Source organism: Spiroplasma endosymbiont of Dioctria linearis, assembly GCF_964030865.1.
Taxonomy (GTDB): domain Bacteria; phylum Bacillota_I; class Bacilli_A; order Mycoplasmatales; family Mycoplasmataceae; genus Spiroplasma_A.
The window spans coordinates 446,483-471,998 of sequence record NZ_OZ034984.1 but is presented as its reverse complement, the minus strand read 5'-3'; the positions used below and the strand labels follow the sequence as shown (position 1 = coordinate 471,998).

Here is a 25,516-nt window from a genome sequence, read left to right as displayed (position 1 = left end):
CAAATTCCTTATTAGATAGTGCTGTTTTAATACTTCCATGTAAGTGTTTGTCTTCAACTTGAATAAGATGTAAATGTCTGATGTTGGATTTAAACGCAATTCTCCTACTGAATCTTTAAATGGATGATATAAAGATATTTTCTTCAAAGATTATAGAAATAGTTTTGACTCATTGGAGAGTTTTAAAATTAAGTTCAAAGAATTCATTTTAAAAAGAAATAATCTTCAAGACTATATTTATAATAAAAAAAGAGAACATTTACAATTGATTTAAAATCAAGTGCAAGTCTCTTTAAGGTTGTCTATTCTATCTCATTTGCAGCAGTTGTTAATAATAATATTCCACTTTTTTTATACAACCATTAAAATTATCTGAATATGATTTTCTTTTTATTTTGTTATAATTTTAAAAGGTGATAAATTTGAAAAAAATAATTAATTTTTTTAGTGTTGTATCTTTGTTAACTTCGACAACAGCTGCAGTTGTGGCTTGTGGGAACACTGAAAATAGTAATAGATTTTATGAAACTAACTATAATAAAGCATTTCAAACAGTTTTTAAGAACCAAAAAAACACTAAAATAAAGGAATTTTCCATGCTTCCTGATTTAGAAAAAAAAGTTGAGATTCCAGAGCCAGAAACTAAAATTGAAAAACAAGCGCAACTACTTAATTTAAATGGAAATGAATTAAAATTAAATTGTGATGAATTTATATGTGATAGAGATAATACTTTTTTTGGTAATGAACTTAGTTCAGACGAATATGGTAATGTTGGAAATGATAATAATATAAAAGATAGAATAATGACACAATATGCCTTGGATGATTTGGCTCAGTGATTTAATATAGAACCTAATGAAAAGAAAAATACTTTCTATGATTATTCAAATCTAGAGTTAAGTTTGGATTATTCAAAAAATATATATTTTTTTGGAAAGTATAGAAAAGAAGATAATTTAATTCTTTTATCTAAACAAAATAGTTTAGAAATAATTGATAAAAAGAAAGATAAAAAAATTAATACGGAATTGAATTTTTTTGATAAAGAATTTATTTTAAATGAAGAAATTATTAAGAATTTACTTTTAGCTGAATCAGTTAACATTGAATCTGAAGAAATCGTTGAAAATGATTCAGAAGAAAAGGAGATAAATAATATTTTGAAAATATCTTTTGAAGATGTTGATAAGACAAAAAAAATGGAGAAAATAAATATTGTAAAAAACTTATTTTATTATTATCAACAAGATTTAGACTTTAAATTAAATAATAATGAAATAGAAGCAAAGGAATTAGAAAATAATCAAGAAGAGTATGAATCAATTAACTTGAAAAGTTTTAATATAGATAATATAAAAATTGATAAAATTTCTATAGAAATTAATATAAAAGGGGAAGAAAATGAAGAAAATAATTTATATACTATCTAGTTTATTTATCATACCAACCTCTGCAATTATGAGTGTTTCATGTGATCCATTAATTTCTATTGCATCGAAAAGTTTTACGGGTTTTACAAATGACATAAATATATTTTTTAAAGATAATGAAACTATTAAATTATATAATCTTGATTATTTAGAATTTATAAATGATTCATGAGAACACAATGGTTTTGAATCAAGCTTATCATCAAATAAAATAGCAAATAATAAAGTTGAGTTAGATTTAGATAATCCAACTGAAGCTGAATTTTTAAAGATATTAGCAGAAATTTATAATCCAAATATAATAGAAAATTCTTATGATTTTACAGGAATGACAATTATTGTAGAAAATATTTTTTTAAACTCAATAGTTGTTAAAAATGTTGATGGAGCTTATAGTACAAAAGTTGAATCAGATTTAGCTTTAACTATAAAAAAAGGATGAAAAGACCAGGGAAAAGTATTAGCATCCTTAACTAACTCAAATCCATTAAATAAAAGTGAAACATTTAATTTTATAAATAAAATAATTGATGGAATTAATTTCAGATTAAAAGTATTAGAGAAACAGAATGAAAAAGGCAATTGAGACTATGAAATTGATGGTACATTAAATGAAGATCAAAAGAAAGCATTTATTTCTAAACTAACCTGATCAGCAAAAACAAAATTATCGTTAGATTTAACAGGTAAAATAACTTTTGAAAAAATTAGTAGTACTCAAGAAGAATTTATGATTATTGATGAATTTAGGTATAAATTTATTTAAAAAACAATGTCCTTAGACATTGTTTTTTTTAAACTCTTTACTATTATTAAAAATACAGCTAATTAAGTCAACTTTTCCACGTAGTTCTTCACTAATCATGATTCCTTTATTAAATATAATAATTTTAGAGTTTTCATTAATATTTTCAACTGAAAGCCCTTCAATTTCGTTCTCTTCAATTTCTTGACCAATTATATTACCAAAGTAATGCTCAATAATTTCACTTGCTTCTTTTCTTTTTTGAAAGTCAGGGTCATTTTCAACTATAGCCATTTCTTCTTTATAAAAATCACTTTGTTTTGGATTTTCAAGATTTCATTGTTTTAATTTTTTTAATGTTTTTTCTAAATTTTTTTGAAGAATATACTCCAAATCTTCATATTCAATTTCATTAATTGAAGTATCTTCACCTAATTTATTAAGTAAAGTTTCAATAATTTTTAAAGATTTATCTAGATTTTTAGTTATATTGTTTATTTGCATTTTCATTATCAATTCAGTTATTTTTTCTTGAATATTATTAGGATTTTTTTCTATTGTTTCTAATAATTCTGATTGCGCAGCATTACCAATACTTTTAAGATCTTCACTATTTTTGATATTTAAGCTATATTTTTCAATAAACTCTTTGATATCGCTGTATTTACTAATAGTTTCAATATCAGCTTTTACGTTATTTAAAATATAAGATGTGACATTCAAATCAGGAGTAAAGTCTCCAAAACCTGGGTCGTTATCTTCTATAAAACCATTTCTAAAACTTTCAATTTTTTCTATTATAAAATTTTTGAATCATTTTACTGAAATTTCATCTAAATATTTTTTAAAATTATTTGAATTTTGCATTTATTTTCACCTTTATAAATATAATAACTTATATTTATCAAAATTATATACCTAAAAATATGATATTATCTTTTTAAAGTAGGTATTAATATGAAAAGGAATTCAATAAAAATAATTGATGAGGGCTTCTTTTTACTTAATGAAAACCAAAACTTTAGATTTGACAGGGAAGGTTCTAAAAAGATTCTTGAAAACATTCAGTTTCCAATAATTGTTTTAGATACTGAGTTTTTTAATCATTCACATGATAATGGTGAAAATGAGAAAAAACTATACGATGACAATAATAAAGATTTAGTTTATGTCATACAGTACTCTTTTGCCAAATCTTTAAAAGAGATTTCAAATAGAGATAATAAAAAAGCAATTAAATCAATTACAATTAAAAGAAATTTTAATGATAAATCATATGATTTTTTTGATCAATATTCAAAAATGATTATTTCATTTTTGAATATGTGCCGAAATAAGGAAATCAGAACAATTGTTTGTGCTGGAGCTAGCAATGATGTAAAAATCATTAATAAATGAATTAATGATAATAAAAGATTATTTGCAAGAAAGACATTAAAAATGGCTTTCTATAATAAAGATAGTAAAGAATTAAATGCTAATTATTTTGATATTTATGATATTTTAGAGAATACTTTTTCATTTTCAAATACTAATAAATTGGGTGAAGAATTTTGAAAACGTGAAAATCTACCAGCAGGAAAACAAAGTGATGAAATGATTGCTTTAACAGGAACTAAAAAATTCTTTGATTGATTTGAAGAAATTAATCAAAATATCTTTAAAGATGAAAAAGATGACATTTATACTATGTGCTGTAGTGCATATTCATTTTTTTCAAGATCAGTTAATAGAAAAATGGAATATGAAGAGTTTAAAGCAATGAATAAGAACATAAAAAGAGTAATTGACCATTGTTATAATGATGTCTTAAAAGTTTTGGAATTTTTATCTTTTGTATATGAATTTACACAAGTTCCTTATGCTAAAAATACTTATATTAAAAAATATTAAGATTGATAAAAGAATAAAATTGGTATAATTAAGTTAATAATGTGAGGTGTTTTTTAATGGCAAATAAAAAATCTAGAAATTTATTATTGTTAAATTATTTTAAACCCTCTATCTATCTTGAAAGTTATGAAAAGATAAATTTAGATTCACTAAAAAATAGTGGAATAAAACTAATAATGTGTGATATGGACAATACATTAATTGGGTGAAACGAAAGAATTCCTTCACCAAATGTATTAAATTTTATTAAAAATGTCTATTCGCACAATATGGAATTTGTCTTATTTTCTAATAATATTAGAAGTAGGGTCGAAAATTTTGCAAAAAAAGCAGGGATTAAAAATTACTTTTGAGATTGCAAAAAACCACTTTTAGGTAAGATGAAATTAGTTAAAAAACTATTTAAATATAAAGAAGAAGAAATGATTATAATAGGTGATCAACTTGTTACAGATGTACTTGTTGCAAATAGAGCACATATTAAAAGTATTTTAGTGTCACCTTTAAGCAGAAATAAAGAAGAAAGTAAAACAATACAGTTTTTAGAAAAACACATTTTGAAAAAATTGTCACAAAAGAATATCTTACATGAGGGATTCTATAATGAAGGAGAAATTGGAGGTAACTATGAAATTCTCTAATAATGAAAAATTAAATGAAATTGAAAAACAATTAGAAGATTTGGAAGATAAAGCCTTACAAATTAATGCTAATAGTGAAGAACCAGAAACAATTAAAATTAAACAAAGAAGTAAAGTTAGTCTAACAGAAGCTAAACCTGGTATTGGTAATACTACAAATTATCAATCAAAGGCACCTAAAAAATGTATTGGTTGTGGGAAACAGTTGCAAACTGTTGATAAAAGATTACCAGGGTTCAGTTTAAATATTGAACAGCAAGATTTATGTTTAAGATGTTTTAAAATAAAATACTACAATAAATTAGTAGAACAAGAAATTAATGATAAAGATTTTATTGATATTATTGATGAAATAAATCAAACTAAAAATAAAATTAGATATTACTATGTAGTTGATATGTTTGATTTACCTGGAAGTAGATTAACTTGATTAGAAAAATTAATATCAAAAAAGGAAGTGGTTATTTTAGTTAATAAAATTGATTTATTTCCAAAAGCAGTAAAAAAAATGAAAATTTTAAATTATGTTAAGAAGTTCTTTGAAGATTCACCAATTGCTGGTTCAAAAATTATCTTTACTTCATCTCTTAAAGGTGACTATATTTTTCCATTAGTAAATGAATTGAAATCAGTAGAGTATGATCAATATATTGTTGGAATTTCAAATGCTGGTAAATCAAGTTTAATAAATGCTTGTTTAACATATAATAATCAAATTCCTTCAATTGTTACTTCAAAATATGTTAATACAACTTTAGATAAAATTAAAATTAATTTTACAGAAAACAACTTTGTGTATGATACACCTGGTCTTGTAAAACACAATCATATAGCTATTGCAACTGCACCAAATTACTGAGATTTTTTCTTTTTTAAAAAAGAAATTAAACAAGTGACTTATCAGTTAAATGCTGGTCAATCAATTTTTTATGGAGGACTTGCTTGATTTAGTTTTGTCGAAGGTCAAGCAATTAATGAAAAAAATCATAAACCAACTAAAACTAACTTTCACTTTTATATAAATAAACAAATGCCATTACATAGAACAAAAAAAGTAAATGCACAACAATACTTTAAAAAGAATCGTTACAATTTATCTCCAAGATTACTTTCAAGTGACAGTGATTTTGAAATTCACAGTTTTGTATATAATGACGAGAAAAAAATAGACTTACATATTTCAGGGTTGGGTTGAATAAACTTTAAGACTTATAAGGGTATGAAATTAGAAATAACTGTACCTAAAACAGAATATGGAATAAAAGTAACTCAGTTAGAAGCAATGATATAAGTTAGAAAAAAATTAAAAAAAGTTATTTACTTTTTTTTTTTTTTTGTTAAATTTATTTTGAGGGGAATAAAATGAATGAAAAAAATAGTATTTACATTGTTATCAGTAACAATAGTAATACCTTTTTTAGTATATACAGTTTCTTGTGGAAACAATAAATTTAATTATGGTACGGATCTTTCAAAAATTTCAGATTACAACTGAAAAAAAGAAGAACCATACTATGATAAAAATAAAAGGTTATTACATGATATTCCTTCATCAGTGTCAGATGAAGGAATAAAATTAAAAATTGAAGAAAGAAATAGATATTTAAATTATAAATACTTAAATACAGGCTTTAAAACAGTCTTAGAAGTTTTAAAGCAAGTTCCAACTGGTGTTCCATTAAATTCAAAGTTTTTACCAAATGGTAATAGGAAAAAAGATATAATGGAAATCAAAAGAAATGAGATTTTTGATAAGGTAAATAGTATATTAGAATGAAACTACAAATCAGATTTGGATGCTAAATATAATAAATCAAGAATTGAACTTCAAAAAAGAACTAATGTCGCTTCTAAATGAGTTGAGACTCAAGACGAAAAAATTCAACAAATGAATATGACAACAATTATTAATAGCACTTCTAATGAAAATACGATTATCGGAAATAAAAGAACTTATTCAAGAAGTTTTAATAATTATCAATACAATGATATTATGGTTAGTTGAGCAGGTTCAGCTGATGAGGGAATAATTATTCCCCCAGGTAAAAATGAAGTTGAAAAAGCTCATTTAAATGGAACCAAAATACTGGGAAATATTTTCTTAGATGGTTATCATGGTCTTAAGAAAGAAACATTAGAAAAATTTTTAAAGAGGGATGCTCAGGGAAATTATCTAATAGTTGATATTTTAATTAATATGGCAGTTAATTTGGCTTTTGATGGTTGATTTTGAAATAATGAACCTAATGGTTATTTTGAAGATGGTTATATTTTAAATTATAAAACTGTTATTGAAATTATGAAACAGTGGAATGAAAAGGTTAAATCTTCAAAAGACGAGAGGATTAATAAATTAGTATTATTTTCATATAAAAATAATGGAAATTTAGAATTAGATTCAACTGGTAAAACAGCAAGTCAGGAGTCTGAAGCACTGCACAAAAACACAGATTATTTTTTAAGTGACTTTGGAATTACTACAAATAAATCTCTTGATTATATTAAAAAAAATAAAATTGAAAAGAGTTCACACAAAATTTTTAATATGTATAATTTGGGTGGTTGAATTAATGGAAAAATATTTTATGATAAAAATAAAATAGGGCAAAGAGATCTTAGAGATCTTGTTTATAAACATTTTGATGAAAATGGAAATGAATATAAAGCAAGTGATGTCTCAAAGGAAAGAGAAGATAAAAATAATAATAAATGAACCTATATTAAAAATGGTGCACAGCAAGCTAATTCTTATAATTCTTTAGCAATTTTTGCTGCACATACAGCAAGTGATTTAGCACAACAAGAGATGGATAAAATTAATAATGCAATTCCTAATCAAGAAAGTGATATTTATGGAATGACATTACAAAACTATTATGATGACATGATTTATACTGGAAAAAATAGACAGCTTTCAATTGAAGATAAGGGTTCTGTTTCTTATGATGAATCAACTTTTAATGATTATTTAAGTTATGGTGTAGGAAATTTAGTAAATGAAAGAACAGTTTTAAACGATTTTAATAAATCATTTTTTACAAATTTTTCAACTGGTAATGGGTCAAAATTTGCTTTATTAAATGAGAAAAAAGAAAGAATTATTGAAGAAAATTACCCATGAAGTAATACCAATATTGCTGATGTTCAACCTACATATAAATGAATGATTTTGCAAAATAATGGTATTGGCAAAACACAACAAATTGATAAGGAAACAGATATTACTGGTTATTATGATTATCTAAATCCATATTTGAAAGGTAATTCAATTGCTCTTGGCTCTAAAAAACCAAATTCAATTAAAATTAATGGAGAAATTGAAGAAGCCACATTTGACCCAAATAAAAGTTATAATTGAATGATTATGGGAAGTAATTATACAGATAGTAAACCATTAACAGTTTCGATTGTATATAAATCAAATTATGAACTTTCAGATGAAAGCATAGTATATGAAGAAATAAAATCAAATAATTCAAATATAAGGTCAAGTTCAAATATAAATATTAGGAATTTAGATGAAGGTTGAAAAGAAGTGACAACTACTATAACACCATCAATGGGAATAATAGGCAAAATTGGCTTACAATTTAAATCTTCAAATAAAAAAAATAAAATTAATATAGGACAATTAGCTGTTAATTCAGAAAAAATTAATCAGAATTTAGAAGATATTTCACAATTAAAAGCTCAATCAGAATTACTAATTGATAGAGGAAATAATTATCAAAATATTAGACTTAATTTTGAGAATTTATTAAAAGATAACGATATCTATTCTTATTATGAAGTTTATTTTAAAGAAAAAAATAAACTAGTTAGAGTTGGAGAAACTAACTCAAATGATTATTTTGTAAGAGATATTCCAAGTGATACTAATGAGCTTTATATAAAAATACAAAATAATGCAACTAAAGAAGTTAAATGAATTAAATTTAAATTGGAGGGGTAATAATGCTAGAAATAAAAAATTTATCAAAGAGCTTTGGAAAATATAAAGTTATTAAAGATATAAATCTTGAAATTAAAAATGGAGAGTGCCTGGGAATTTTAGGTTCCAATGGAGCAGGAAAAACAACATTAATGGAATTAATTGTTGGTCAAATAAAACCAAGTAGTGGAGAAATACTAATTGATGGAGAAAAAAATATTTATAAAAAAGTTGGAATTCAATTTCAAGAGGGAATGTGACCTATGGGAGTTAATTCTAAAATATTGGTTAAGTTCTTTAAACAAAATTGGTTTAAAGAAATAGATGAAAAAACAAAGGAATTAATTAAAATATTTGAAATAGAAAAACTATTAAAAAAAGATTTAAATAATTTGAGTGGGGGACAAAAACAAAGAGTTAATGCATTTTTAGCTGTTATAAATAATCCACAATTTATTTTTTTAGATGAAATGATTTCTGGTTTGGATTTGAAAATGCAATTAAAGCTAATGGATTTTTTTAGAAATTTAAAAAGCGAAGGAAAAACAATTGTATTAATTTCTCATAATCCAGAAGAAGTTGAAGAACTATGCGATCGAGTAATAATTTTGAAAAATGGTGAAGTTTATTTAGATGATAGAACCAAAAATATTGTAAAAAAATATGGAAGTATAAGAAAAATGTTAATTGAATATTATAAAAAAGAGTTTGAAATAAATGAATATTAAATTTATAAAATTTAATAAAAACTTTTTTAACAATTTTCTTTTAGTATCAAGCTCAATTTTAAAAAATTTCAGAACTTATGTTTATTTATTTTTCATACCAATATTCTTTTTATGTGTCTTTACATGATTTACAGGAGGTATGAATGCTAATTATAAACCAACAAAATTATTCTTATTTATGATGATTCCAACATATTCAATCGTATTTTTAGTAAATATTTCTATTTCCGAGTGAAAAAACTCAGTATTTTTGAAGCGAGTACATAGTGCTGGAATATCTAAAATGGAGTTTTTATTAAGTATTTGAGCTTTTAATTTTTTAGCAGGAATTGTAGCATTTATAGTTGGTTTTTTTACTATTGAAATATTAGGACTTTTATATGTTAAGCCAGTAGATGAAAGTATTGCCTCTTCTTTTGGCTTAATTAGTTTCAGTGAGTGATTAGGTATTTTATTTGCAATTAGTTTAAATATTTTAATTTCAATTGCGATTGGAACAATAATAAGTGGTCTAATTAAAAGTGTTGCATTATCACAAAGTTTAACAATAATTATTATTATTTTGTGCATTGTTTTTTCAGATAATTTATTACCAATTGATTTAATGGCTATAAATAAGGGAGTCGTTATTTTTAGTTATTTATTTCCTCAAAAACACTCAGTGTGAATTGGATTAATAAGTTCATCTGCTAAAAATTTAAGCTGAATAATTGAAAATAGTGATAGAAAAATAGTTAGTTTTAATTATAATTTAACTTTAGTTAGTTTTACTGGAATGATGTATACATTAGTTTTATTAACTGGAGCATATTTCTCATTTAGTTGAAATAATAAAAAATAACATTTTTGTAAAATATGCTTTTAATCAGGTAAAAAAATGATATATTTATATTAAATAAGTTTGGGGAGGCCACAAAAATAATGAAATTAATTTTAGTTATTGAAGTTGGAATTTCAGCATCAAAAGTAGGTTTAGTTAATCAATATGGTGATTTACAAGCACAATTCTCAGTTGATCATGAAAAAGATAGAATTATTCCCAATTTATATGAAAAGATTATTGATGGTTTAGAAACCATTGGTATTAGTTATGATGATGATATTGATAAAGTAGGTATTGCAATTCCAGGTTATGTTGATCATATGCTTGGGATAATTAGATATTCAGCAAATCTTGAGTTGACAAATTATAATATAAAAGAAGAAGCAGAAGATTTATTTAAAAAACAAATTTTTGTAATAAATGACGCTAATGCAAGTGCATTAGGTGAATTTTGAACTGGTGTTGCAAAACAATATGATTCAATCATTTTTTATTATATTGATAGTGGAATTGGTGGAGCTGTTATAACAGAAGGAAAGTTGTCACCTGGGTCTAGAGGATTTGCAGGAGAATTTGGTCATGGAGGAGGAATCTTTCAAACTAAGTATGACTGTGTTTGTGGCTTAAAAGGATGTATTGAACCAATGTCTTCAACATCAGGAATTGTTAATCATTTTAAAACAAGTTTAAAATCAAAAAGAAATCATCCAGCATCAAGTTATTTTAATAATATTGAAACAATAACTTTTAAAGAAATTGTTGAAGTTTTTGAAAATAATGAAGATCCAATTGAAGTGATTTTACTTTTACAAGAAGCTGTTGAGCCACTTGTTATGCATATGGCAGCAATGATAAATGCATTAGATCCAGAAGCTATTATATTGGCGGGTGGTCTAACACAATTAGATGATCATATAATAAAAATTATTAAGAAAAATATTAAAAAATACATTATTGAAATGTTTGCCGAAGAATTAACAATTGAGAATGCACAATTAGGAAATGATTCTGCAATGATTGGAAGCGCTTATTATGCATTAAATGATTGAAAAATATTCTAATTTTCAATCATTTTTTTATGGAGGTTTTTTTATGGAAATGGAAAGTCTGTTAAAACGAATTAATGAACTTGCTAAAATCTCAAAAGAAAGAGAATTGACAGCAGTAGAGTTAAAAGAACGTGATCAGTTAAGAAAAAAATATATTACTATTTTTCGAAAGGGACTTGAACAACAGCTAGAAAATGTAACAATTATTGATGAAAATGGCGATATAGTAAAGAAAAAAAGTAACCATAGTAGTTAGTATTAAAAGAAGCTTTTTCTCTCTTTTAAAGCTCTTTTATAAGCAAATAAAGGCTATTTTATAGCTATTTTTTTTCTTTGATAAAAAAAATTGTAAAATTATTTTTATTTATTAAAATATTTTTATATAATATAGTTAAGCCTTAATTGGCTACGAAAGGGAATAAAAAATGAAAAAATTATTAGGATTATTAGGAGCAGCTGGTTTAGTTGCTACAACAAGTGCAACTGTTGTTGCATGTGGAGATAAAGAAGTAACTAAAACTGATTTATCAAAAATGGAATTAACTGTTGCTTCAGGATTAACAGAAAAAGAAGCAAAAGAATCAATTGCAAAACAAGTTACTGCTAAAGTAAAAGATGCTAAGGAAACTACAGATTACACAATTAGCGTAAAAGCAGCAACAAAAGCTGATGAGGGTGAAACTGAAGAAGCTTTAGCTGATGGAACTGAAATAACAGTTGCAGCAACAAAAGATTCAAAATTATTAACTGGTACAAAAACTATTAAAGTTGGTAATTCAACACCTGAAGTTAGCAAAAAAGATTTAAAAGATTTAAAAGTTGAAATTACAACAACTTCAAATAAAGAAGATGCTGAAAAAGCAATTAGTGCTGCAATAGTAGAACTAGCTAAAGGGGCAGTATTAGATACAGATTACACAATTACATATAAAGCAAAAGCTGCTGATGCTGATGCATTAAATGAGGGAGACACATTTACAGTAACTGCAGTAGATGCTTCAACTTTATTAACTGGTTCAATAGTAATTACAGTAACTGCTGCTGCAGAATAATTTATAATTAGAAAAAATACAAGAAAATTTAAACATATTGTAAAAAATAATTTATCCACAAAATTATTTAAAAATCCATTTATTGGATTTTTTTTTTTTTTTTTAATCAAAAATTTAAAACATATCTTGATACAAATTATATTTTTTTTAATTTTAGAGATATAATTATTTTGAATAAAAGTGAGGTTCAAAAGAAATATGAATAAAGACAATAAAAATCTAAATGCTCTAAGAATTTTAGGGATAGAAGCTGTTAATAAAGCAAATTCAGGTCACCCCGGAATAGTTTTAGGAGCAAGTCCAATAGTATTTACTTTGTTTACAAAACTTATGAATTTAAATCCTAAAAATCCATCTTGATTTAATAGAGATAGATTTGTTTTAAGTGCAGGTCATGGGAGTGCATTACTTTACAGTGCACTACATTTATCAGGATTTGATTTATCAATAGAGGATATGAAAAAATTCCGTCAATTAAATTCAAAAACACCAGGTCACCCTGAATTTGGTCATACTCAAGGAGTTGAAGCAACAACTGGACCATTAGGGCAAGGTTTTGCTATGGGAGTGGGGATGGCATTAGCAGAGAGTCATTTAGCAGGAAAGTATAATACAAAAGATTTTGATATTGTTAATCATTTTACTTATGTTTTATGTGGTGATGGTGATTTACAAGAAGGTGTGTGTCATGAAGCAATAAGTTTTGCAGGAAGATATAAATTAAATAAGTTAATTGTCTTACATGATTCAAATGACATTCAATTAGATGCTCCAGTTGAATTAGCTCAAAGTGAAGATATTAGTCTTAAGTTTAAAGCAGCTGGATGAAATACATTACATGTTAAAAATGGTGAGGATCTAAAAGAAATTGAAAAGGCTATTTTAATAGCACAACAAAGTGATAAACCAACATATATTGAAGTTAAAACAATTATTGGAATTGGAGCAACCAATCAAGGAACTACTAAGGTTCATGGAGCACCATTGGGAACTGATATCGAAACAGTTAAAAGCTATTTTAATTGAAAAGAAGAAGAATTTAAGGTCCCCCAAGAAGTTTATAACTTTTGAAAAGAAAATGTATTAAGTAGGGGAGTTAAGAGTGAACAAGAGTGGAGTTCAAAATTTGCAAAATATCAAGCAAAAAACCCAAAATTAGCACAAGAACTTATTAACTCTATTAATAAAGAGTGAAATATTGATTTAAAAGAGTTGCAAGCATTAAATAAAAATGTAGAACAAGCAACAAGAGTAAGTTCTGGAGAAGTATTTAACTATTTAAGCAAAAATATTACCTCAATTATTGGGGGAAGTGCTGATTTATGTGAATCAACTAAAATAAAGGGTGCTGATGGAAACTATGATTTTAATAATCTAAGTGCAAGAAATATTATGTATGGAGTAAGAGAATTTGCCATGTGTGCAATTAATAATGGTATTGCACTTCATGGTGGTCTATTGCCAGTAGCTTCAGGGTTTTTTGTTTTTGCAGATTATTTAAAACCTGCTTTAAGAATGAGCGCAATTATGAAAGTTCAAACTTTAAGTATTTTCACTCATGACTCTGTGGCAGTTGGAGAAGATGGGCCAACCCATCAACCAATTGAACAATTGGCAATGTTAAGAAGTATTCCTAATTTAAGTTTATATAGACCATGCGATATGGCAGAAACTATTGCAAGTTATTATAGTGCTTTGAATAATAAAAATATTCCAAGTGTGATTGTTGCCACCAGACAAAATTTAAAAGAATTAGATCATAATAAAAATATTATTGAAGATGTAAAAAAAGGTGCTTATATTTTAAGCGAAACAAAAAATGCAAATGTTACTTTAATTGCATCAGGAAGTGAAGTTGCTTTAGCAATGGATGTAAAATCAATTTTAGAAACTAAGGGTCATAAAGTAAATGTTGTGTCAATGCCAAATATGAATGAGTTTATTAAACAATCAAAAAAATACCAAGATACTATTATTAATAGAAGTACTCAAAGATTTTCAATTGAACTTTCAACAACTTTTGGTTGACATAAATTTTTAGGTGATAATGGTAAAGCTTATGGAATCGATACATTTGGTTATTCTGCACCATTCAATGATGTTATTAAAGAAATTAAATTTACTAGCCAAGATATAGCAAAAGACATATTAACTATCTTAAAATAATTAAAAATTATGTTAATATTAAAAAAGAATTATTAATCAAGGAGGATTTAAATATAATGGGAACTATAGTATGATGAGGTGCATTATTAATAGCAATAGCTACTGCTATTGTTGGGGGAATAATTGGTTTTATAATAACAAGAAAAGTTATTCAAAAACAATTAAGAGAAAATCCACCAATTAATGAAAATCAAATTAGAGCTATGTACAGAAGTATGGGAAGAAAACCAACTGAAAGTGATATTAAAAAAACTATGAATGCTGTTAAAAGAGGAAAGTAGAAAGTTTATTAAAAGTGTTTTTTAATAAACATTTTTTTTTTTTTTTTACTAAAAAAATATTATATAATTAATTAGGAATTTAATTCCGTATGAAGTACAGAATATCAATTATAAAATATTAGAACGGTGGACAAAAAATGATACAAGTTTTTACTTGTAAAAAATTTAAAAGGGTAAATGCATTTTTATTACACAATGAAGAAAAAAAGGGTGTATTATTTGATACAGCGTATGAATCTTATAAAGATATAATAAAATTTGTGGATAACAATAATATTCAAATAACAGATATTTTTATAACACATGGTCATTTTCCCCATTTTTATGGAATAAATGAAATCTCAAAAAGTCAAAATAATCCTAATGTTTTTATTGGAAAAGAGGATCTATTAAATCTTTTTGACCCAATAAAAAATATGAGTAATTATTTTGAAGGTGTTAATAAATGTATATTAGAACCTATAAAAAATTTAAAAGTAATATCACAAGATGGAAAAGTTAATTTAAATGGATATGATATTGAAATATTTAAAAAGAATTGTCATACAGAAGGTTCTTTAATTATTTCAGTACCACAAGAAAAATTATTATTTACAGGTGATTTCATTCTTAAAGATGAAACTTATTTAGTTGATGGATTATTGCAACTAAATAATGAAAATGAAAAGTTAATTTTAGAGACTTTTAACTGATTAATAAGTAATTTTAATAAAGATTTTAAAGTTTTTACTGGTCATTATGATTATGGTTTTAAAATAAATAATATTTTAGAAGATAAAGATGCCAAACTTTTAAGAAAATATATATCAAAATAGTTTTTATTAATAAAAAAATGTACAGCTATGATAATTAAATTATCATTAAGTACATTTTTTATTTTTTATTTTTTGAATTTTTAATCTGTTTTTTTTCCTTGGAATTAGATTCATTTATAATAATTTTTTTTGTATTTTCATTCTTTTTATCTAATTCATTTACTTCAATGCCATTTTTATTTGACTTAATTTTCTTTTTTCCCAAAAATGCAGGCTCAGTACCTTTAATTAGTCTAATAATATTTTGATAATGTCTTGCCAATAGAATAAGCGCTGCAAAAGTTACAACTAAGTTTATTACTAAGAAACTATCCATTGGTGAGCCATTAACTAAGTGAAATCTATTATATCAAACAAATGGAAATGCATTTTCAAAGTCATTACCATTAATTGAAAAATAATTTAATCCAGAAAGTTGAGGAATTCACATTAATGCTGCAGCTAAAATTGTTGCAAAAATAGAACCAATACTTACTTTTTTTGAAACTAATACTAAAATTAATCATATTGTAAAGAATATTAAACCTACAAGAAAATTAGCAACTAACATTAAACCTAAAAAGCAACTTACAGCTTTACCACCTTTGAATTTGTAGTAAACTGGTCAACAATGCCCAACTAAAGCAAAGAAACCTGGAATAATTAAAATTGTATTTTTAAAAATTTCAGTTGTACCAGTTGGTATTAAGCTAATTAAAAATGCAAGAAGGACTGCTAAAAATATTTTAAAGGAGTCTAGTAGCATAATTACAACACCTCATTTTTTACCAATCATACGACTTGCGTTAGTTGCACCTGCATTTTTGCTTCCTTGTTCTCTAACATCCTTATTGGTTTTTCATTTTACAATAGCAATTGAAAAAGAAAAACTTCCTAAGAGATATGCGAAAATGGAAGTTATAAAAGTTCCTAAAATAATTCCTAAAGTCATGTTCCATGCTCCTTGTAAAATATCTAATAATCATAATTTATCTTACTATAAACTTATAGTAATATGCAATAAAATAGTTTAGAATAATAAAATAGTCCTAAAAATTATTTTCTAAAATAGGAGGGTTTATTAAGAATGAAATTAAATGATAAAATAAATTTAAAAAATATTATTTTTAGTTTATATAAAAAGGATTTATATGGTCTTTTAAATAAGAAAGAATTTAATTTAAATAAAGAACAAAAAAATGAACTCATTTTTTTAGGTCAAACAGATGAATGTAAAACTTTATTTGAAGGAATTAATAATTTTTTTGAAAAAAACATTAATAATGAACCAATTGAATTAAGTTTGATGCTAACTTTAATTTTGCAAAGATATCACTACTTTTATAAAACTGAATTAGAGTGAAGAAACTATTGTAATAATTTTGAAAAAATAGAAGAAAAAGATCCTGGTGAATTTTTTTTAAATTATATTAGTAAATTTTTTAATGATCAAATAGATCTTTATAATAAAAGTTATCAAGAAATTATTGAAGAGTTTAATATTGATAACTGAAATAAAAAATTTGCACAAGATATTTGTTTGCTAATTAAAAATATTAATAACTCAAATAATTTTCAAGAAAAATTACAAAATTGCGAAAAATTGGTTTTATTCTTACAAGATACAAAAAATATTTATTCTAGTTTAGAAGTAGTTGGTTTAGAAAGTGAAAAACAGCAGTTTTTAGCTCATACAAATGAAGTAAAAATAATATTTCAATCATTAAATCATTTAGTAAATGAAATATTAAAGCAGATTATTGCTGTTTAAAGGAAAAAAATATGTTTAATAAATATGACAAAATGAATCAAAAGGAGTTGGAAGAAAAGCTTCTTATTGTTGAAAAAGAGTATAAAGACTTGCTAAAAGAAGAAAGACAAATTGATAAGAAGGTTAAAAAAAATTTGTGATTTTGATTTTTCTTTCCTTTATTAGGTTTTCTTTTCTATCAAATTCATCTTAAAAGAAGAAAAGAAAATGATAAAAACTATTATATTATTAAAGATAAAAAAAAGGATTTAATTTATATTGAATTAGAAATTCAATTAATTAAATCCAAAATTGAAAAGTTAAAAGAAACTTCTTCAAAATAATTTTTTTATAGTTTACAAACTATAAAACTCATAAGATACATAATTAAGGAGCTTCTTGTTGATTCCAAAAATGTGGTGCGTTCATAATAGTCAATAATTATTATTTGACTATACTTGTCAAATTTATGTTCTTGAGATGGTGAACATATAATAAAAATATTGTCAGTCTTGCTTTTAAGTAAATTATAAAAATTAATTACATATTGATTATCCAAACCAAAAGCAACTATTATGAAAGTATCTTCAAATGTTACTCTATTAACTCAAGTTTCATTTAATTTTCTTTGATAATTAAAGTGAGCATTATAGCCTAATAGATTTAATTCACTTATAAACAATTCTGTATTAAATAATTGTTGGTAACAACTTATAGCATAAGTATTTTTTGTTTGTTTAATAGAGTTAATAAGATCTATTGTTTTATTCTCTTGTGAATCGATTAAATCAATTGATTTATTGATTAAATTTCGATAGGAGTTGTTATTATTTTCATTATTAATTGTTAAAGTTGTTCAGTTATAATATTCAGTTTCAACTTTAATTCTTATTGCCAGTTCCTTAAAACCATCATAACCATATTTTTTTGCAAACGCTGTAATGACAGATTCAGAACAAAAACTTTGTTTTGAACATTCATTAATTTTAGGCGTTTTTTTATTTTCAATACAATCAAGTAAATAATTAGCAATTGAAACATGGGTTTGATTTTCAAGATTGGTTTTTATTAATATCAATTTTTCTTTAATGCTTTTGAACATATTACTCTCCTAAATATATATTAACAAAGTTTTTTTGATTTTCCAAAAAAATTCTCCATTAATATAATTTATTGCAAAAAAATATTCTATTCAATAGAATTAATTTGGAGGTAAATAAAAAATGATTAAGTTTTCAAAAAAGTTTGAAATAGGAGCATCAATGAGTGCAATGCAAACTGAGGGAAAAGGTATCACAAGGATTGGTGATTTAGCTTTTGATAAATATTATTAAGAAAGCCCTCAGTTATTTCACAATAATGTTGGACCTAATGTAACATGTGATATTACAAGACATTATAAAGAAGATATCAAAATGTTTAAAGAGATTGGTTTTGATTCATTAAGAACGGGATTTTCTTGAGCAAGATTATTTCCAGACGGTAAAACACTCGATTTACAAGCAGTTAAGTTTTATCACGATTATATTAATGAATATAAAAAGAATAACATCAAAATAATTATGACTTTATTTCACTTTGATATGCCACTTTGAGCCCATCAAAAAGGAGGGTGAGCTTCAAGAGAAGTAATTGACTCTTTTGTTCAATATTGTGAATTTATTTTTCAAGAGTATCATGATAGTGTTGACTCTTATGTGACATTTAATGAGCCCTTAGTTCCTGTATATGAAGGTTATTTAAATGATAAGCATTATCCCGCTTTGGATGACCCTAAACAAGCTGTACAGCAAGCATATGGAATATTTTTAGCGCATTCTAAAGTGCTACTAGTTTTTAGAAAATATAGATTAAAAGCTCAAATTGGATTGGTTTTTAATTGAAATTATACTTATGCTTTTTCTAATTCTGATGAAGATCAAGAAGGGGCTAAGATTTATGATGCATATGTTAATAGGGGACCTTTAAATATTATGTTTAATGGTGTAATTGACCCCATTTTAATAAAAACTTTGAAGCAATATTCAATTTTACCTAATTATAGTAATGAGGAATTAGAAATAATTAAACAAACTAAAATAGATTTTCTAGGAATAAATTATTATTTCCCTTGTAGAGTAAAAGTTCAAAGTAATCACAAGGAAAGATGAATTATGGATAAATTTATTATTGATATTCCAAAGGAAGCTAAAATAAATCCTCATAGAGGATGGGAAATATATCCTGAAGCTCTTTATGAAATTGGAATGGAGATTAAAGAAAAATATAACAATATTGCTTGATATATTGCAGAAAATGGTATGGGTGTTGAAAATGAAGATAGATTTAGAGATGAACAAGGAATAATAAATGATGATTATCGAATTGAGTTTTTACAAGACCATCTCAGTCAAATTAAAAGAGCAATTGATAACGGTTCAAATTGTTTTGGTTATCATATTTGAGCTGCCTTAGACTGTTGAAGTTTTAGAAATGCATTTAAAAACAGATATGGCTTAATTGAGGTTAATTTACAAGATCAGAGCAGAAAATTTAAAAAATCGGCTTTTTGATATAAGAAATTAATTGAGAATAAGGAAGGATAATTAAGATGATTAAGAAGAAATATATTCAATCAGTTCAAGATATTTTTAAATACTTAGGTGGCTATGAAAATATAAATTATTTTACTCATTGTATGACAAGAATGAGATTTCATTTAAATGATTGGAATATAATTAATGAAGAAGAATTAGGATTAAATCAACATGTAACAGGGATCAAAAAAAATAAGGGTGGTGATGAATACCAAATTATAATTGGTATGGACGTTGCTGAATTTTATGAAACGTTTTGTGAAATAAATGGTTATGACCTTGATGGTAGAACTTTATTATTAAAATCAACTAATTCAAAGGATATGGATTTTAAAACAAAACAACTTGAAGAGATAAAACAAATTAAAGGTAAATTTAGAGTAAAAGGGTTTACTAATAAATGTCTCTCTTTTATTAGTAAAGTATTTTCACCAATAGTATATCCCTTAATTGGTTATGGACTATTATTAACAATTTGATCATTGATGACAGTTGAATGAAATGGAGATGGAACTTCATTAGCTAATAGTGTTCATTTCTTTGGTCAATTTGCAAGTATTCTTAATATTTTAACTAGTACTTTTTCATTATTTATTACAGTAGCAGTTAGTTACACTGTTTTTAAGGCAATGAAATGTAGTTCAATTTATGGAATACTTATTGGAGTTGTATTAACAGCTCCAGGATTAGTAACAATGGGAGCTGTTGAAGTTAAAGAAGGACAAACTATTTTGTCACAATATCCTGGATGGACATTATTTGGTAAAGGTATAGTATATCCATGAAAAATAAACTTCAATGGATTAATGGTACCAATGATTGGTGTAGCTATTTTTGGAGCTTATATGGAAAGATGAGCATCTAAAATATCAAACACTACTGCTAAAAATATTTTAAGTCCAATTCTTATAATAGGTGTAACATTTATATTTGCAATATTTATTGTGGCTCCAATTGGATTATTATTTACAAATTACTTATCTATTTCAGTTAATTGATTAAGTACAAATGGAATTGCAAAATATATTGCTTTACCACTTTTGGGAGCACTATATGGTCCTCTTGTAATAACAGGTTTACATCATTCTTTAACTCCAATTATATTGCAAGGGCAATCAGCTTATGGAGCAACTATTATTCAAGGTTTATGTACGTTATCAAATGTATCTCAAGGCGTAGCTACAATAGCATTTGTAATATTGAATAAAAGAATTAGACAGTTAAAAGAGTTGGGAGTTTCAAATGGAGTGTCTGCTATTGTTGGGGGAATTACGGAGCCATCTTTATTTACAGTAAATTTAAAGCACTTATATCCTTTAATTGCTTGTTCAATTGGAGTATTTTGTGGAAGCTTAATTCTGGTTGCTTCTAATACTTTTGCCTTGCAAGGAGCTAATTCAATATTTGGTTTGTTAATGTTTCAACATAAAGCTCCAAGTGCAACAGGCGTGAGTACTTGAATTGGAGGAGGATTTCTTTGAGGGGGAATTTCAATCGCAATTAGTTGTATTGTCACTTTTATAATAACTTTACTATTAGGAAAAATTAGATTCTTTCAAAATAGAACTCGTGATCTTTTGTTAGAAGAATATAATGAAGATTTAAATGAATTAAAATTAATAACTAAAACTGAATTTAAAGAAATAATCAAAAAAGAACAAGAATCTAAAAAAACTTTAAAGCAACAAATTTTATTTGAAAAAAGTAATAAAAGGACTAATAAATAAAATTTTAAATTAAAAAAATGTTTTATATTTAGAAGAACATTTTTTTTTTTTTTTTGATTTAATTTATAATATTTTTATAAGGATGAAATGATATGAAAAAATTTAAATTAAAAAGAGTAGTAAATATTTCTTTGTTGTTAATTCTATTTTTTAGTATTATTTTTAATTTCTCAACTCCAAAAGTTAATTATGAAGTAAATAGAATAAATACAAAAGAAAAAATTGTTATGCTTACTTTTGATGATGGCCCTAGTTTGGCAGATGAAACAATATTAGATATTTTAAAAGAAAATGATGCCAAGGCAACATTTTTTGGAACAGGAATAAATTATAAAAAATATTGAACAGATAAAAAAATTAAAATGATTGTTAAAAGAATCATTAAGGAAGGTCATACATTGGGTAATCATTCCTATAATCATAATAATTATCAGTTTAAAACAAAAGAAGGCTTTAATGAATTTTATCAAACTAGTGAAATGATCGCTAAAATTTATCAAGAGAATAATATAGAAAAAAATATTAGTGTCATTCCAGTAAGAATGCCATATCTTCAATATTATAGAGGTATGGATTATATTAAAAGCAAAATGAAAATTGACTATTTTGTTAGAGGTTATTTAGGTTGTGATTACAATGAAAGTATTTGTGGAAAAAATAAAATTCTAAAGCAATATAAAAGAAATATCAAACCTGGACAAATATTAGTTTGTCATACAAGAGATTATGCAAAAGAATGGCTTCCAGATTTATTATTATATTTAGCTGAAAATAATTATAAAACAGCTAATTTTAGTAGTGGGGAACATTACTATAAGAATTATGGAGGTTTAATTTTCTAATGTGATCAACTTTTGAAATTATTCAATTTATTACTCTAAACTTTATTTCCATTTTTTTCATATATTTTTCAGTTGCAAATTACTTTAAAAAAGATACAAAAAAAATATTTAAAATTATATATATTAATATGGCGTTATTAAATGTTATATGAATTATTCTTCTATATGTTTTAACTTTTTTAATATGAACTTCTTCGTGAGGAGTTAATATTGGAGTCAATTTTGGTTTTATAATTGCAGATATAATTTATTTTTTAGTATGAATTGGTTTTAATTTTAAAAAAAATAAATAATGTAAATATTTAAATTACTCTAAAAAATTCTATTAACTATATTATTATCCAATTAATAAAATTAAAGTACTTTAATAAAGTTAAAGTACTTTAATTTTTCTAAATAATATAATATAAATAGAAAAATTTAGAGGTATAATATGGGAAAAATCTTTAAACCATTAGTAATTATTTTACTAATCATTGGGCTTATTTTATTAATTATTATGTATACAATGCCAAATACAAAAGAAAAAAAAGTACAAGAGCAGAATTTTATTATGAATCATGGTAACAAAGATTGACATTGAATTCAAGATTGAGAAGAATACAATAAGGATCATAAAAATTTTGAGATGTATTCAAGCAATATGGAAGTTGCACATGTTACTGAAAAAGTTATACATGATGATGGTAAATTTGAATTAAATGCAAATAGCATTGGTGAAACTTTTTTAACTTTAGTTGGGTCAACAAAAAATTCAAACTTAGAGAAAAAATGAACTTTTAAAGCGATAGTTAATGAATCAGAGGAACCCAAAAAAAATAATATTGAATTATCAAATAATAAAGCAATTGTTGAGGTAGGGCAAACTAATTCCTCATTAATAATTGAAAATTACTTAGCATTAAATAATGTTTATGTAGAATCAGCAGATAAAAATATTGTAACAGTATTTAATGATAATGAAACAATTCATATAACTGCTATTGAACAAGGCGAAACAAAAGTAATTGTTGATGCCGACAATGTAGTTAGTCCAATGGAAATAAACGTAACTGTTAATAAACAATTATTGGATATTGATTTATCAAATAATAAAGTTAGTGTTGAAGCAAATGAAACAAACTCTTCAATAAAAATAAAAAATTATCAAGGTTTAAATAATGTTAAAGTTCAATCTAAAAATATAAGTGTTGCTGAAGTAGTAATTGAAAATGAAACTATTAAAATAACAGGTGTTAGTGAAGGTGAAACAAAAATAATTGTTGATGCTGACAATGCCAAAAGTGCTGCCGAAATAAGCGTAACTGTTAATAAACAATTATTAGATATTGGTTTATCAAATAATAAAGTTAGTATTGAAGCAAATGAAACAAACTCCTCAATAAAAATAAAAAATTATCAAAGTTTAGATAATGTTAAAGTTCAATCTAAAAATATAAGTGTTGCTGAAGTAGTAATTGAAAATGAAACTATTAAAATAACAGGTGTTAGTGAAGGTGAAACAAAAATAATTGTTGATGCTGACAATGCCAAAAATGCTGCCGAAATAAGCGTAACTGTTAATAAACAATTATTGGATATTGGTTTATCAAATAATAAAGTTAGTGTTGAAGCAAATGAAACAAACTCTTCAATAAAAATAAAAAATTATCAAAGTTTAGATAATGTTAAAGTTCAATCTAAAAATATAAGTGTTGCTGAAGTAGTAATTGAAAATGAAACTATTAAAATAACAGGTGTTAGTGAAGGTGAAACAAAAATAATTGTTGATTCTGACAATGCCAAAAGTGCTGCCGAAATAAGCGTAACTGTTAATAAACAATTATTTGATATTGATTTATCAGATAATAAAGTTAGTGTTGAAGCTCAACAAACTAATTCAAGTATAGTAATAAAAAATTATCAAAGTTTAAATAACATTTCTGTTAAAGCAAATAATGAGAAAATTATTAATGTAATAATTGAAAATGAAATTATTAAGATAACAGGACTTACAGAAGGTGAAACAAAAATAATTGTTAATGCTGACAATGCAAAAAATACAGTTGAAATAAATGTAAGTGTTACAAAAAAATTATTTAACATTGAGTTATCAAATAATACTACTAGCATAGAAGTTGATAACAGTGATTTAATAACAATAAAAAATTATAACGATTTACAAAATGTTAAAGCTGAAGTAAAAGATTCAAATATTACATTGTTAATATTAGAGAAAAATATTATTAAGATAACAGGTATTAGTGAAGGTGAAACAAAAATAATTGTTAATGCTGACAATGCAATAATGCCAATTGAAATAAATGTTGTAGTTACAAAAAAATTATTTAACATTGAGTTATCAAATAATAATACTACTTTAGAATCAGGAGAAACAAATTCTTCAATCAAAATAAAAAATTTTGAAAGTCTAAACAATGTAACTGTTCAGTCTAAAGATTTAAAAACTGCTGAAGTAGTGATTGAAAATGAAACTATTAAAGTAACAGGTCTTAATGAAGGTGAAACAAAAATAATTGTTAATGCTGATAATGCAAAAGATTCTGTAGAAATAAATGTTACAGTTACAAAAAAATTAATAAATATTGAATTAGATAATACAAATATTAGTATCGAAGCAGAGAATGAAGCTTTAATAAAAATAGAAAATTTTGAAAGTTTAATTAATGTTACAGTTACAAGTAATAACCCAAATATAATTGCAGTAACTCATGAAAATAGTAATATTGTAATTGAAGGTCTTGCAGAAGGTGAAACAAAAATAATTGTTAATGCTGATAATGCAAGAAATCCAATAGAGGTTAATATTAAAATTACAAAAAAATTAATAGATATTAAAGTAAATAAAACAAAAGTAAAAATTAGAGTAGGTAGTGCTCTAACAAAAATTAAAATTTTAAATTATAATGATTTAGAAAATCCCACAGTTGAAAATAGTTCCTCAGGTTTAATAACAGTTACTGCTAAAGGAGATACTATTTCAATTAAAGCTCTACTAATAGGAGATGCAATTATTAAAGTAAATGCTGATAATGCAAGAGAAATTGTTAAAATTGAAGTTAAAGCAAGATTAATTTAATAAAAT

24 protein-coding genes are annotated in these 25,516 nt (G+C 24.6%); 21 read left to right on the top strand and 3 right to left on the bottom strand.

From position 1 onward, the window contains the following. Window positions 1–73 precede the first annotated feature (73 nt). The 3 genes from AAHM84_RS01980 to AAHM84_RS01970 all read left to right on the top strand — a co-directional run bounded on the left by AAHM84_RS01980 (window position 74) and on the right by AAHM84_RS01970 (window position 2,199). Complete coding sequence (locus AAHM84_RS01980) at window positions 74–274, top strand: hypothetical protein (RefSeq protein WP_342259237.1); 201 nt, start codon at window positions 74–76, stop codon at window positions 272–274. A gap of 148 nt (window positions 275–422) precedes the next feature. Further along, the gene (locus AAHM84_RS01975) at window positions 423–1,433 is read left to right on the top strand and encodes a lipoprotein (protein WP_342259236.1); all 1,011 of its coding nucleotides are present in this window, start codon (window positions 423–425) and stop codon (window positions 1,431–1,433) included. Further along, window positions 1,405–2,199 (top strand): hypothetical protein, encoded by a 795-nt coding sequence (locus tag AAHM84_RS01970; RefSeq protein WP_342259235.1) that lies wholly within the window; start codon window positions 1,405–1,407, stop codon window positions 2,197–2,199. Before AAHM84_RS01975 ends, AAHM84_RS01970 begins: the two co-directional genes overlap by 29 nt. A gap of 12 nt (window positions 2,200–2,211) precedes the next feature. On the opposite strand, the gene AAHM84_RS01965 is transcribed toward AAHM84_RS01970, so the two are convergent. Next, window positions 2,212–3,045, bottom strand: coding sequence for a hypothetical protein (locus AAHM84_RS01965; RefSeq protein WP_342259234.1), 834 nt, complete (start codon window positions 3,043–3,045; stop codon window positions 2,212–2,214). Between the two features lie 90 nt (window positions 3,046–3,135). On the opposite strand from AAHM84_RS01965, the gene AAHM84_RS01960 reads away from it, so the two are divergent. From AAHM84_RS01960 to AAHM84_RS01905, 12 genes are all read left to right on the top strand, one after another. Then, window positions 3,136–4,071, top strand: a complete 936-nt coding sequence (locus AAHM84_RS01960; RefSeq protein ID WP_342259233.1) for a hypothetical protein — start codon at window positions 3,136–3,138, stop codon at window positions 4,069–4,071. Between the two features lie 56 nt (window positions 4,072–4,127). After that, complete coding sequence (locus AAHM84_RS01955) at window positions 4,128–4,712, top strand: YqeG family HAD IIIA-type phosphatase (RefSeq protein WP_342259232.1); 585 nt, start codon at window positions 4,128–4,130, stop codon at window positions 4,710–4,712. Next, a complete protein-coding gene (gene yqeH / locus AAHM84_RS01950) occupies window positions 4,699–6,003 on the top strand; it encodes a ribosome biogenesis GTPase YqeH (RefSeq protein ID WP_342259231.1) in 1,305 nt (434 codons plus the stop codon). Before AAHM84_RS01955 ends, yqeH begins: the two co-directional genes overlap by 14 nt. Before the next feature lie 75 nt (window positions 6,004–6,078). Next, window positions 6,079–8,664 (top strand): endo-beta-N-acetylglucosaminidase, encoded by a 2,586-nt coding sequence (locus AAHM84_RS01945; protein WP_342259230.1) that lies wholly within the window; start codon window positions 6,079–6,081, stop codon window positions 8,662–8,664. A 2-nt stretch (window positions 8,665–8,666) separates the two neighbouring features. Further along, a complete protein-coding gene (locus AAHM84_RS01940) occupies window positions 8,667–9,371 on the top strand; it encodes an ABC transporter ATP-binding protein (RefSeq protein WP_342259229.1) in 705 nt (234 codons plus the stop codon). A 139-nt stretch (window positions 9,372–9,510) separates the two neighbouring features. Further along, the gene (locus AAHM84_RS01935; protein ID WP_342259228.1) at window positions 9,511–10,212 is read left to right on the top strand and encodes a hypothetical protein; all 702 of its coding nucleotides are present in this window, start codon (window positions 9,511–9,513) and stop codon (window positions 10,210–10,212) included. 80 nt (window positions 10,213–10,292) lie between these two features. Beyond that, window positions 10,293–11,255: an ROK family protein gene (locus AAHM84_RS01930; RefSeq protein ID WP_339030995.1), complete on the top strand. Its 963-nt coding sequence runs from the start codon at window positions 10,293–10,295 to the stop codon at window positions 11,253–11,255. A 31-nt stretch (window positions 11,256–11,286) separates the two neighbouring features. Beyond that, window positions 11,287–11,499, top strand: coding sequence for a DUF896 domain-containing protein (locus AAHM84_RS01925; protein WP_342259227.1), 213 nt, complete (start codon window positions 11,287–11,289; stop codon window positions 11,497–11,499). A gap of 169 nt (window positions 11,500–11,668) precedes the next feature. Then, window positions 11,669–12,295: a lipoprotein gene (locus tag AAHM84_RS01920; RefSeq protein WP_342259226.1), complete on the top strand. Its 627-nt coding sequence runs from the start codon at window positions 11,669–11,671 to the stop codon at window positions 12,293–12,295. A 198-nt stretch (window positions 12,296–12,493) separates the two neighbouring features. Further along, window positions 12,494–14,461 carry a transketolase gene (tkt, locus tag AAHM84_RS01915; protein WP_342259225.1) on the top strand — a complete coding sequence of 656 codons (1,968 nt, stop codon included), beginning with the start codon at window positions 12,494–12,496 and terminating at the stop codon, window positions 14,459–14,461. A 56-nt stretch (window positions 14,462–14,517) separates the two neighbouring features. Further along, window positions 14,518–14,742: a YneF family protein gene (locus AAHM84_RS01910; RefSeq protein WP_053946172.1), complete on the top strand. Its 225-nt coding sequence runs from the start codon at window positions 14,518–14,520 to the stop codon at window positions 14,740–14,742. 137 nt (window positions 14,743–14,879) lie between these two features. Next, a complete protein-coding gene (locus AAHM84_RS01905) occupies window positions 14,880–15,557 on the top strand; it encodes an MBL fold metallo-hydrolase (protein ID WP_342259224.1) in 678 nt (225 codons plus the stop codon). A 58-nt stretch (window positions 15,558–15,615) separates the two neighbouring features. On the opposite strand, the gene plsY is transcribed toward AAHM84_RS01905, so the two are convergent. Then, complete coding sequence (gene plsY / locus AAHM84_RS01900; RefSeq protein WP_342259223.1) at window positions 15,616–16,488, bottom strand: glycerol-3-phosphate 1-O-acyltransferase PlsY; 873 nt, start codon at window positions 16,486–16,488, stop codon at window positions 15,616–15,618. 135 nt (window positions 16,489–16,623) lie between these two features. Here plsY and AAHM84_RS01895 point away from each other — a divergent pair, with 135 nt between their 5' ends. Together AAHM84_RS01895 and AAHM84_RS01890 are read left to right on the top strand one after the other, a co-directional pair. Continuing rightward, a complete protein-coding gene (locus AAHM84_RS01895) occupies window positions 16,624–17,307 on the top strand; it encodes a hypothetical protein (protein ID WP_342259222.1) in 684 nt (227 codons plus the stop codon). Window positions 17,308–17,318: 11 nt separating this feature from the next. Further along, window positions 17,319–17,630, top strand: coding sequence for a hypothetical protein (locus AAHM84_RS01890; RefSeq protein ID WP_342259221.1), 312 nt, complete (start codon window positions 17,319–17,321; stop codon window positions 17,628–17,630). Window positions 17,631–17,635: 5 nt separating this feature from the next. On the opposite strand, the gene AAHM84_RS01885 is transcribed toward AAHM84_RS01890, so the two are convergent. Continuing rightward, complete coding sequence (locus AAHM84_RS01885; RefSeq protein ID WP_342259220.1) at window positions 17,636–18,388, bottom strand: hypothetical protein; 753 nt, start codon at window positions 18,386–18,388, stop codon at window positions 17,636–17,638. A gap of 244 nt (window positions 18,389–18,632) precedes the next feature. On the opposite strand from AAHM84_RS01885, the gene AAHM84_RS01880 reads away from it, so the two are divergent. From AAHM84_RS01880 to AAHM84_RS01865, 4 genes are all read left to right on the top strand, one after another. Continuing rightward, window positions 18,633–19,871: a glycoside hydrolase family 1 protein gene (locus AAHM84_RS01880; RefSeq protein WP_342259363.1), complete on the top strand. Its 1,239-nt coding sequence runs from the start codon at window positions 18,633–18,635 to the stop codon at window positions 19,869–19,871. Window positions 19,872–19,876: 5 nt separating this feature from the next. Then, on the top strand, window positions 19,877–21,589 hold the full coding sequence (locus tag AAHM84_RS01875) for a PTS transporter subunit EIIB (RefSeq protein WP_342259219.1): 1,713 nt from the start codon (window positions 19,877–19,879) through the stop codon (window positions 21,587–21,589). A gap of 92 nt (window positions 21,590–21,681) precedes the next feature. Then, window positions 21,682–22,431: a polysaccharide deacetylase family protein gene (locus AAHM84_RS01870; protein WP_342259218.1), complete on the top strand. Its 750-nt coding sequence runs from the start codon at window positions 21,682–21,684 to the stop codon at window positions 22,429–22,431. Window positions 22,432–22,864: 433 nt separating this feature from the next. Beyond that, window positions 22,865–25,510, top strand: a complete 2,646-nt coding sequence (locus AAHM84_RS01865) for a hypothetical protein (RefSeq protein WP_342259217.1) — start codon at window positions 22,865–22,867, stop codon at window positions 25,508–25,510. The last annotated feature ends 6 nt before the right edge of the window (window positions 25,511–25,516 follow it).